Origin of the sequence: Streptomyces sp. NPDC003077 (assembly GCF_040611095.1) — a bacterium.
In the GTDB taxonomy this organism is placed as follows: Bacteria; Actinomycetota; Actinomycetes; order Streptomycetales; family Streptomycetaceae; genus Streptomyces.
Map to the genome: position 1 here is coordinate 22,350 of NZ_JBEXNM010000066.1, position 11,135 is coordinate 33,484.

Below are 11,135 nucleotides of genomic sequence, written 5' to 3' on the forward strand. Positions count from 1 at the left end.
CCGCCATGTACGAGCTGTCCCGGGTCCGCCTCTACTCCATCGGGCCCGCCGGCGCGCGCTACGCCGACACCGTGCTGGATCTGCGCGGCGTCGGCGAGCCGGTCCCCGACCCGGCCCCCGCGCAGGCGGACTTCTTCGAGGACGAGCCGGTCGGCCCGCCGCGCCGGCCCGCCCCGGCGGGCGTGCTGTTCCTGGAGAACGGCGGCGGCAAGTCCGTCCTGCTCAAGCTGATCTTCTCGGTCATGCTGCCCGGCCACCGCAACACCCTGGGCGGCGCCAGCTCCGGCGTGCTGCGCAAGTTCCTGCTCGCCGACGACTGCGGGCACGTCGCGCTGGAGTGGCAGCACACCCTGACGGGCGAGTCCATCGTGGTGGGCAAGGTCAGCGAGTGGCGCGGGCGGCAGGTCTCCAACGACCCGCGGAAGTTCGCCGAGGCCTGGTACAGCTTCCGGCCGGGCCCCGGCATGAGCCTGGACTCGCTGCCGGTGGCCGAGTCCACCCTCGTCCGGGCCTCCGGGGAAGGCGCCTCCGGGGCGCGCGGGCGGCGCCGCACCATGAAGGGCTTCCGCGACGCCCTCATGGAGGCCGGCAAGAACTACCCCAACCTGGACGTCGTCTGGGAAGAGGTCCACGAGCGCTGGAACGAGCACCTCGGCGACCTGGGCCTGGACCCCGAGCTCTTCCGGTACCAGCGGGAGATGAACGCCGACGAGGGCGAGGCCGCGGGCCTGTTCGCCGTCAAGAACGACTCCGACTTCACCGACCTGCTGCTCCGCGCGGTCACCGACACCCGCGACACCGACGGGCTGGCCGACCTCGTCCACGGCTTCGCCCACAAGCTGGGCCGACGCGCCGAGCTGACCGCCGAACGCGACTTCACCGCCGGGTCGCTGGACCTCCTCACCCGCATCGCCGAGGCCGCCGAGCACCGCGAGCGCGCCCGCGAGGTGCACGCCGGGGCCGAGCGCCGCACCCGCGCGCTCGCCCAGCGGCTGCACGCCCGCGCCACCGAGGAGCGGGGCCGCGCCGCCGAGCTGGCCGAGCAGGTCGCCGGCGCCGCGCACGCGGTCACCGACGCCGAGGGCGCCCGCGAGCGGCACGCCCTCATCGCCGCCGAGATCGCCTACCGGCACGCCTCCCTGGCGCTCGCCGCCGCCGAGAAGGGCGCCGCCGCCCAGCGCCGCGAGCTCAACGACGCCCGCACCCTGCATTCCGCCTGGCAGGCCGCCGAGACCGTGCTGCGGCACCGCGCCGCCGCCGACCGCTCCGCCCGCGTCGCCGCCGCCATCCGCGAGGCCGAGCGCGACGCCGCCCCGGCGCTCGCGGCCCGCGCCCGCGCCGCGTCCGCGCTGGTCCGCGCCCTGGAGGGGGCGGCGGAGGCGAGCGAGCGGATCGCCGCCGAGCAGGACGAGCGCTCCGCCGCCCTCCAGGAAGCCGCCGAGAGCGCCCACCGGGACGCCACCGCCGCCGCCACCCAGGCCCAGCGCGCCCGCAGCGAGACCGGCCACCTCCAGCAGCGGCTCGCCGAGGTCGAGCAGGAGACAGCCGAGGCGGTACAGGCCGGCTGGCTGGACGACTCCGCCCCGGACGCCGACCCGGCGCGCGCCGCGCTGGCCGCCGCCGACGCCGAGAAGACCACCGTCGACGCCTACGACGAGGCCCGCGAGCGCGCCCGGGAGACCGCCGAGCGGGCACGCGAGGCCGCCGCCCGTCACTCCGCCGCCGAACTGGCCGCCGCCCGTGCCGAGGACGCCGCGCAGGCCGCCGAACGGGCGTACGACGCCGAGCGCCGCGCCGCCGCGTCCATCGGCGCCGAGCAGCGCCTCGCCGACCTGCTGGGCCTCCCGCAGCGCCGCACCGCCGGAGGTGTCCCCGCCCCCCGCAGCGGCGAGGCGAACGGCGACGACCGCGCGCCCGCCGGGCTGGACGCCGAGGAACTGGACCGCAACGCCGACGCCCTCCAGGAGCTGCTGGAGGAGCAGGTGTCCGCCGCCGAGCGGCAGCTGTTCGACCTGCGCACCGCCGCCGCCGACGACGCCCGCATCCTCGGCGCGCTCGGTGACGGCGGCCTGCTGCCGCCCGGCCCCGACGTGCTGGCCACGGTGGAGTACCTGGGCGAGCACGGCGTGCCCGCGCTGCCCGGCTGGCGCTACCTAGCCCAGTCCGTCGCCCCCGAGGACCACGCCCGGGTGCTGGCCGCCCGCCCCGAACTCGTCGACGGTGTGATCATCACCGACCCCGACACCCACGCCCGGGCCCGCGAGGTGCTGTCCCAGGCCGCGCTGCTGCCCCGGTCCGCCGTCGCCGTCGGCACCGCCGCCGCCCTGCTCGCCCCCACCCCGGCGCCCGACGCCCAGGACACCGGCGTCTTCCTCGTCCCGCCGAACCCGGCCATGCACGACGAGTCCGCCGCCGACGAGGAGCGCCAGGCACTGCGCGCCCGCGCCACCGAGCGCGACGAGGAGATCCGGCGGCTGGCCGGCCGGCTCGCCGGGGACCGCACGCTGGCCGCCCGGCTGTCCTCCTGGCGCACCGGCTGCCCGGCCGGCCGCCTCGCCGAACTCGCCGCCGAGGCCGAGCGGACCGCCGCCGCCGCGGAGGCCGCCGCCGAGGAGCTGACCGAGGCCCGCGCGCGGCGCGCCGAGGCCGACGAGGCCGCGGCCGAGGCCGCCCGGGTGCGCGACGAGCGGCAGGAGGCCGCGCAGCGCGCCCGCCGGGTCGCCGACGCGCTCGCGGGCCTGGCCCACCGGCTGCGCGAGCGCGCCGGCTGGCAGCTCCGCCTGCGTGAACTGGCCGACGAGGGCGCCGAGTTCGAGGCCCGCGCCGAGGAGTGCGTGGACCGGGCACGCGCCGCCGACGAGGACCGTCGGGCCGCCCAGCGGGCCGCCGACGACGCCCGCCGCACCGCGCACGCCCTGCGCGCCGAACGCGCCGAGATCGCCGGCGTCCGCGACGAGGCCGACGACACCGGAGAGGAGGCCGACGCCGAACAGGCCCGCCCGACCTCGCTGCCCGCACTGCGCGAGGCCTACCGCGCCGCCTCCCAGCTCTACGAGAAGGTGGGCGTCGGCGCCGACCTGCGCGCCGAACAGGCCCGCGCCGAGGGCGACGAGTCCGCCGCCCTGGCCGAACTGAACCGCCTCACCAACAAGGTCCGCACCCGCGCCGAAAACCTCCTGGACACCCCGGACGCGGCCGACGGCCCCTCCCGGCAGGCCGCCGCCGACCGCGCCGAGTCCCTTGTCCACATGCTGGAGACCCGCGCCTCGGCCGCCAGCGAACAGCTCGGCCGGCTGCGCGGCGAGGCCGAACGGCTGGCCCCGGCCGACGGCGAGGCGCACACCGACCTGCCCGAGGAGATGGTCCCCGCCGACGCCGACAGCGCCAAGGACCTGCTGCGCACCGCCGGCGCCACCCTCGCCACCGCCACCGACGCCCTGGAGACCGCCCGCGCCACACACGGCGAGCTGCTGCGCGCACACCGCGCCGCCGAGGAGGCCGCGGCCGGGTTCGACGAGACCGCCACCCTCCTGCGGGACCTGCTGCGCGATCACGAGGACGAGGACGGGGAGCGGCCCGCGCCCTACCCGGGCCGCCTGGAGGAGGCGCGGCAGGCCGCCGCCGAGTCCCGCCGCTCGCTGCGCGGCTGCGCGAGCGACCTGTCGGCGGCCGAGGCGGCGGTGCGCGAGGCCAGCGACGTCCTGATCCGGCACGCCAACGCCACCCGCTACGAGCAGGTGCGCACCCCGGCCCGGCAGCAGATCCGCGAGCTGCCCGCCGCGGCGCTGCCCGACCACGCCGCCAAGTGGGCGGACGCGTTCGCGCCCCGCCTGCGGGTGCTCACCGACGAGCTGGCGCAGCTGGAGCGCAACCGCGACAGCATCGTGGACCGGCTGCGCGGCCTGGTGGAGTCCTCGCTGACCACCCTGCGCTCCGCGCAGCGGCTCTCCCGGCTGCCGGAGGGGCTGGGGGAGTGGTCCGGCCAGGAGTTCCTGCGCATCCGCTTCGACGACCCGGACCAGGCCACGCTCACCGAACGGCTCGGCGAGGTCATCGACGAGGCCACCCGCGCGGCCGTCAAGAAGAACAGCGACCTGCGCCGGGACGGCATGTCCCTGCTGCTGCGCGGCGTCGCCGCCGCCCTCCAGCCGCGCGGCGTGGCCGTGGAGATCCTCAAGCCGGACGCGGTGCTGCGCGCCGAGCGGGTGCCCGTCGGGCAGATGGGCGACGTGTTCTCCGGCGGCCAGCTCCTCACCGCCGCCATCGCCCTGTACTGCACGATGGCCGCGCTGCGCAGCAACGACCGGGGCCGCGACAAGCAGCGGCACGCCGGCACGCTGTTCCTGGACAACCCCATCGGCCGCGCCAACGCGACGTACCTGCTGGAGCTCCAGCGCGCCGTCGCGGACGCGCTGGGCGTCCAGCTCCTTTACACCACGGGCCTGTTCGACACCACGGCGCTCGCCGAGTTCCCGCTGGTCATCCGGCTGCGCAACGACGCGGACCTGCGCGCGGGCCTGAAGTACATCAGCGTCGAGGAGCACCTGCGGCCGGGCCTGCCGCAGCGCGACCCGGACTCCGAGCCGGTGCACGGCGAGATCACGGCGACCCGGATGTACCGGCGGCCACAGGAGGCGGCGGAGGCGCGTTGACGGGGGCGTGGGGCCCTTTCGCCGGGGTGCCCTCCGCTCGTCGGCACCGCTGACGGGTGGCACGGGTGCCCCTGACGGTCTTTCATCGGGGCGCCCTTGGCCCGTCGGGAGGCGGACCGCCGACCGCAGGAGACCGCGGAGGCGCGCTGACGGGGGGCGTGGGGGCCGGGCCTTGGACGGGGCGGCGCGGGCCCCCGACGACCTTCCCTCAGGACGCTCCCGGCCCGGTTCCGGCGTCCGCGTCCCCCGGCGCCGGGACGCGGGCCGCCACCCACCGGTGGAAGTCGCCGATGTGGTGCTCGCTGGGGACGAGCACCCCGCCGGTCCGGTAGGCGCGCGAGCCCATCGACAACTGGGTGCGCTCGCAGGCCGCGAAGTCCTGGGTGTTGACCCGGTGGAAGAGGTCCGCGGACCGCTCCAGGTCGGCGCCCGAGGCCGGTACCTCCGGCGCGTACAGCCAGTCGCACTCCACCACCGTGCGGTCCGCGTCCACCGGGAACATCCGGTGCCAGATGACGTGGTCCGGCACCAGGTTGACGAACACCTGGGGCCGCACGGTCACCGCGTAGTACCGGCGGTCCTGCTCCGCCGTCAGCCCCGGCAATCGGCCGAACCCGGCGCCGCCGTCCACGGTGAACCCCCGCGCGTCCCGCGCGAACGCGGCCCCGTGCCCCACGAAGTACTGCGCGGCGTAGCCCTCCGCGAACTCCGGCAGCAGCCCGGTCAGTTCGGGGTGGATGACGGCGCAGTGGTAGCACTCCATGAAGTTCTCGACGAGCAGCTTCCAGTTGGCGCGCACGTCATAGGTGACCCGCCGGCCGAGCGCCAGCCGTTCGATGTCCCAGCGCTCCACGGCCGCCGGGTCGCCCAGCCGCTCGGTGACCGCCGCGATCACCGTGTCCTCGAACGACGGCGGCTCGTCGGCCAGGCACAGCCACACGTACCCCAGCCACTCGCGCAGCCGCACCGGGACCAGTCCGCGCCCGGCCCGCACCGCCTCCGGCATCCTCGGGAAGTGCGGGGCCGCCACCAACCGCCCCTCCAGGTCGTAGCTCCAGGCGTGGTACGGGCACCGCAGGGTGCGCCGCACCGTGCCCGACTCCTCGGTGCACAGGCGGGCGCCCCGGTGCCGGCACACGTTCAGAAAGGCGCCGAGGCCACCGTCCCGATCGCGGACGACCAGGACGCTTTCGCGCCCCACCTGGACGGTGCGGAAGGCGCCGGGCCCCTCCAGGTCGGCGGCGCGCACCGCGCAGATCCACAGTGCTTCGAAGAGGTGCTCCCGCTCCCGGGCGAAGACCCGAGAGTCGGTGTACCAGGACCCGGGGAGCGTGGGGAGCAGGTCGTCGGCGCTCCCCGCCGGGCGGGGGACGGCGGTCGTACGGGCAGGGGTCATCGGGCGCCTCCGGGGGACGGGGCGGATGGTCCGCGGGGTGCGGTGGGGGAGGGGCGGCCGGGGGTGTGCCCGTTGCCGCCGCCGGGTGCGGAGGACGGAGCGGATGCGGAGGGCGGCGCGCCGGGCGCGTGCCGCGGTGGCTCCGGAACGGTGGTGTGGTTCGCCGCCGGTCGATCGGAGGGGGAGGCGGGGCGGCCGGGCACGTGCCCGTTGCCGTGGGATGCGGGAGACGGAGTATGAAGCGCGTGCCCGTTGCCGTGGGGCGAGGGCCGCGTCCCGGTGCCGCCACCCCCACCAGGCACCAGCCCCGGCCGATCGGGCGCGAACAGTCCGATGGGGTGCGCGGTCCGCCCCGTCAGCGCCAGGTCCGCCAGGATCTCGCCCACCACCGGCGCGAACTTGAAGCCGTGCCCGGAGAACCCGCAGGCGACCACGGCCGCCTCGGGGTGCGCCGGGTGCGGCGCGATCACGAAGTGCTGGTCGGCCGTGTTGGTGTACATGCAGGTCGTGGCCCGCAGGTAGGTGCCGGGGACGGCGGGCAGCAGCCGGGCGGTGCGCGTGGCCATGGCCCGGACCTCGTCCTCGTGCACCTCCCGGTCGATGGTGTCGGGTGTGCAGACCGTGCCCTTGCGGAAGAACGCGACCTTCACCCCGCCGTCCGGCCCGTCGACGGCGGGGAACCCGTAGCTCTGCACGCCCGCCCGGTCCTCCCAGATGTGCACCGGGTGCCGGTCCGGCGTGTACGGGCCGGTCCCGCCCTTGGGCCGGAACCAGTACGTGACCTGCCGCTCGACGGTGAACGGCACCCCGAGGCCGGCCAGCAGCCCCGGCGCCCAGGCCCCCGGGCAGATCACCAGCCGGCCCGCCGCGTACGTCCCCCGCGCGGTGCGCACCCGCACGCCGCGCCCGCCCGGCAGCGCCGCCCAGCGGACGACCGGCTCGTGGAAGCGCAGGTCGGCGCCGTCCCGGTCGGCGAGCCGCAGGTGCGCGGCGACGGTCTCCTCCGGGCGCAGCAGCCCGGCCCGGCGCTCGTACAGGGCCACCTCGTCCGGGGCCGGGGTGAACTCGGGGAAGCGGCGGCGGATCTCGGCGGCGTCGAGCATCTCGTGCGGCAGGTCCCAGGTGAGGGCCGAACGGAGCGCGCCGGCGACCGTACGGCTCTCCGGCGGCCCCAGCATCAGCCCGCCGCACAGCGTGGCCACGCGCCGGCCGGTCTCCCGCTCCAGGCGCGCGTACCCCTCATAGGCGCGCAGCAGCAGCGGGACGTAGGCGGGGTCCTCGAAGTAGGACTGGCGGGTGATGCGCGACCCGCCGTGGCTGGAGCCGCGCGCGTGCGCCGGGCCGAACTTCTCCAGGCCCAGCACCCGGGCCCCGCGCGCCGCCAGGTGGCGGGCGGCGGCGCTGCCCATGCCGCCGAGGCCGAGCACGATCACGTCGTAGGTGGGGGACAAGCGGGCCTCCCGGGTGGGTCCGGCGGTGGGGCGGGGAGCGTTCGTGAGGTGTGGGGGCTTCTGGACGGGGTGCGTCCGTGGGATCCGGGCGTGCCGGGCCGACGGGGTCAGATCCCGGCGCGGGCGTCGCCGACGATCGTCGCCGGCAGTTTCTCGCCGAAGTACGCGACGTGGACGACGGCGCCCGGCGCGCTCGCCCGGGCGGGCAGCCAGGCGTACGCGACGGTGCGCCCGAGGGTGTACCCGTACGCCGCGGTGGTCACGTGGCCCGCGGGTTCCCCGTCGGCGTACACGGGTTCGGAGCCGAGCACCACGGCCGCCGGGTCGTCGAGCGTCAGCCGGACCAGGCGGCGCGCCGCCGGCCGTCCGCGGCGTGCCGTCAGGGCGGCCCGTCCGGCGAAGTCGCCGCCGTCCTGCCGGACGAGGTGCCCCAGCCCGGCCGCGTACGGGTCGTGCTCGCAGGTCACGTCGCGGCCCCAGGCGGGGTGGCCGTCCTCCAGGCGCAGGCTCTCCAGCGCGCTGTCCCCGGCCGCGACCAGACCGTGCGCCCGGCCCGCCGTCCACAGCGTGTCCCACAGCCGCAGCCCGAGATCGGCGGTGGTGTGCAGCTCCCAGTGCGGCCCCGGCCGCGCCTCGCCGCTCCGGGACCACCGCAGCGCGGTCACCGGCACCTCGCCGACGAACACCTCGCGGGCCGTGCGGGCGTCGAAGGACGCGAACGAGAGATCCGTACGGGTGAGGGAGCGCAGCAGATCGTCGGCGCGCGGGCCCCGCAGGCCGACGCGGCAGGTCCCCGGGGTGAGGTCGCGGACCAGGACGGAGGCGGGCACCTGCCGCAGCAGCCGGTCCATCTCCACGCCGTCGGCCAGGCCGACCAGGAAGCGCGCGCCGCCGCGCGGGTCGTCGGGGAGGCGGGTGACGGAGACCTCGCCCCACACCCCGCCCGCCGGGTCCAGCAGCAGCCCGGAGCCCACCGCTCCGGGCGCGTCCCCGAGGCGCGCGGTCGTCAGATGCCGCAGGAAGTCCGCCGCGCCGGTCCCGGCGACCTCCAGGTGCCGTACGGGCGTGAGGTCGTACAGGACGGCGCTCTCCCGGGCGGCGCGCGCCTCGACCGCCGCGGCCGGCGACCAGTGGCGCGCCGACCAGGCGTCCCGCTCCGGGAGCGCGATGCTGCCGGCGGGCGGCACGTTGGCCTCGTACCAGTAGGGACGCTCCCAGCCACCGGCCTCCAGGAAGTACGCGCCGAGCTCCCGCTGCCGCCCGTACCAGGGGCTGACCCGCAGCGGACGCGGCCCGGCCGGCGGCTGGAGCGGATGCAGGACGTCGTACACCTCGACGTACTGCCGCTCGCCGCGCTCGGCCACGAAGGACGGGGAGAGCTGCGCCCCTTCGAAGCGGGAGGGAACGAAGGCGTGGAGGTCGGTCGCCGGGTGGCCGTCCGTCAGCCACTGGGCGAGCGCCCGGGCGACGCCCGCGGAGTGGGTGACCCACACCGCCTCCGCCAGCCAGAAGCCGGGCAGCTCCCGGGACTCGCCCAGCAGCGGCAGGCCGTCCGGCGTGAAGCAGAACACCCCGTTGAACCCCTCGGCGATCCGAGCCCGCTCCAGGGCGGGCAGCAGCCAGGCGGCGTCCCGTGCGCTCGGCGCGAAGTCGTCCGGCGTGAAGGGGAGGGTGGACGCGGTACGCGCGAGGGAGGCGCCGGGGCCTTCCACGGCGGGCGATCCGGGTGCGTCCGGCCCTTTCGCAGTGGCCGCCCGAGGCTCGTCCGCCCCTTCCGTGTCGGCCGCCCCGAGCTCGCCCGAAGACGAGCGCTCCGCCGCGTCCGTCCCCCGCGAGAGGGCGAACGGATCGACCGGCAGCGGCCGGTGGGCGTACGAGCCGATGCCGAGCCGGGCCGGGGAGCCCTCCTCCGCGTGTGCGCGGAAGTACAGGTCCCGGTCCTGGAAGCGCAGGGCGGGCCGCCGGCCGTCCAGTCCCTCCAGCGGCGAGGTCTTCGCGTACTGGTGGGCCAGTGGCAGCAGCGGCACCGGCACCCCGGCCAGGGCGCCGATCACCGGCCCCCAACTGCCCGCCGCGCACACCACCACGTCCGCCGGGAAGGCCCCTCGATCGGTGACGACACCGGTGACCCCGCCCGCGCCGCGTTCGATCCCGGTGACGGTGTGCTCGTAGTGGAACGCGGCGCCGCGCGCCCGCGCCCGGTCCGCCTGGGCGCGGGCGGCCGGGAGCGCCCGCGCCAGCCCGTCGCCGGGGGTGTGCAGGCCGCCCCGGACGCGCGCGCCGTCCAGCAGCGGCCACAGCTGGGCGCACCGCCGTGGCCCGACCACCTCCGCCTCGATGCCCCAGGAGGCCGCCAGGTCGGCCCTGCGGTGCAGGTCCGCCCACCGTTCCCGGGTGGTGGCGAGCTCCAGCCCGCCGACCGCCTCGAAGCAGGGCCGCCCGTCGCCGTCCGTCAACTCGGTGTACTTGCGGACCGTGTACGCGGCGAAGCCGGTCATCGTCGCGGAGGGATGGACGCGGAAGACCAGCCCGGGGGCGTGCGAGGTCGCGCCGTCCGGGGCGTCCGGAGGGCCCTGTTCCAGGACGGTGACGTGCCGCCAGCCCCGTTCGGTCAGCTCGTCGGCCAGGGCGCAGCCGACGATCCCCGCACCGATGATCACCAACCGGGCGCGCCGCGGGTCGGCGGGGCCGTGGACGGGGTCGGCGTACGGCATGGCGCACTCCTCACCGGCGCCGCCGGGCGCCGCGCAGGGGGTGGGGCAGGGATGCGGCGACGCGCGGCCACGGCGCCCGGGTGATCGGGTTCCGCTGCGTGGGGGCGCTCCGGGATCCGCGCATGGGGGCCATGCTCGAAGCGCGCCCGGAACCCGTCAAGGTGCGCCCGAAGCCAACCCGGGGTGGACGGGGGAGCACCCGAAGCCCCGGCAAAAGGCGTCTGGCGAGGCGTCAGCAGCCGCCCCAAAGAATCCCCGGCAAAGGGCACCCGGGCCGCCGCCGTCCCAAAGGGCGCCCCGGCCGCCGCCCCTCACGCCGCCGCCCGATCCCTCGGTGAGCCCTGATCGTCCCCCCGCGTCCGGCGTTCGCGGCGGCGGGAGCGGCGCCGGGCGCGGGCCGTGCTGCTCGGCAGCGAGTGCACGCCGTTGCGCTGCACCCACACCTGGCGCGTCACCCACACGTCCAGCACGCCCCAGGTGGCGACCACGGTGCTGGCGACCGTACTGAGGACGGCCGGGAAGGCGAACCACGCGCCCGCCACCGCGCACAGGAACGCCACCATGGCCTGAATGAGCGTCAGCGCGACGATGATGACGGCCCGTACCGCCGACGTGCGGACGGGGTCGGGCATCCGGCGCCTGGCCGCCGGCTCCTCCTGCCACAAGGGACGTCTGCCGGTGTCCATGAACACGTCACTCTCCCCGTGCTTCTCACGTGCCCGGGGCCACGACCGTGCCCAGGCCCACGACGCGGCCCTTCGGCGGGTGCCCGGGCCCGGCTCGCCCTGCGGGCGCGCCGGCCGTGCTCACGGGCCGGTCGCGGGTCTTCCGGCCGCGTCGCGCCGGCCGGTCCGTCGTGCCGGCGGGCCGCGCCGTGCCGTACCGTTCCCCTGGTTTTCCATGGTCACGAACGGCGGCGCGA

4 protein-coding genes and 1 pseudogene are annotated in these 11,135 nt (G+C 77.1%); 1 reads left to right on the top strand and 4 read right to left on the bottom strand.

Annotated elements, in window-relative coordinates; genetic code table 11:
- The first annotated feature begins 5 nt into the window (after nt 1-5).
- The gene (locus ABZX96_RS30980) at nt 6-4,652 is read left to right on the top strand and encodes a hypothetical protein (protein ID WP_355550785.1); all 4,647 of its coding nucleotides are present in this window, start codon (nt 6-8) and stop codon (nt 4,650-4,652) included.
- A 208-nt stretch (nt 4,653-4,860) separates the two neighbouring features.
- Here the strand turns inward: ABZX96_RS30980 and ABZX96_RS30985 are convergent, their stop codons facing one another.
- The 4 genes and pseudogenes from ABZX96_RS30985 to ABZX96_RS31000 all read right to left on the bottom strand — a co-directional run bounded on the left by ABZX96_RS30985 (nt 4,861) and on the right by ABZX96_RS31000 (nt 10,899).
- Nucleotides 4,861-6,048 carry an aromatic ring-hydroxylating dioxygenase subunit alpha gene (locus ABZX96_RS30985; RefSeq protein ID WP_355550787.1) on the bottom strand — a complete coding sequence of 396 codons (1,188 nt, stop codon included), beginning with the start codon at nt 6,046-6,048 and terminating at the stop codon, nt 4,861-4,863.
- 311 nt (nt 6,049-6,359) lie between these two features.
- Nucleotides 6,360-7,499, bottom strand: a pseudogene (solA, locus tag ABZX96_RS30990) (N-methyl-L-tryptophan oxidase); the annotation flags it as partial.
- 107 nt (nt 7,500-7,606) lie between these two features.
- Nucleotides 7,607-10,126, bottom strand: a complete 2,520-nt coding sequence (locus ABZX96_RS30995; protein WP_355550815.1) for an FAD-dependent oxidoreductase — start codon at nt 10,124-10,126, stop codon at nt 7,607-7,609.
- 398 nt (nt 10,127-10,524) lie between these two features.
- Complete coding sequence (locus ABZX96_RS31000; RefSeq protein ID WP_355550789.1) at nt 10,525-10,899, bottom strand: hypothetical protein; 375 nt, start codon at nt 10,897-10,899, stop codon at nt 10,525-10,527.
- Nucleotides 10,900-11,135: the final 236 nt, after the last annotated feature.

Bases quoted from the DNA above. Each gene is read 5' to 3' on its own strand.
- ABZX96_RS30980 (WP_355550785.1), top strand. From the start codon at position 6: ATGTACGAGCTGTCCCGGGTCCGCCTCTACTCCATCGGGCCCGCCGGC.
- ABZX96_RS30985 (WP_355550787.1), bottom strand. From the start codon at position 6,048: ATGACCCCTGCCCGTACGACCGCCGTCCCCCGCCCGGCGGGGAGCGCC.
- ABZX96_RS31000 (WP_355550789.1), bottom strand. From the start codon at position 10,899: ATGGACACCGGCAGACGTCCCTTGTGGCAGGAGGAGCCGGCGGCCAGG.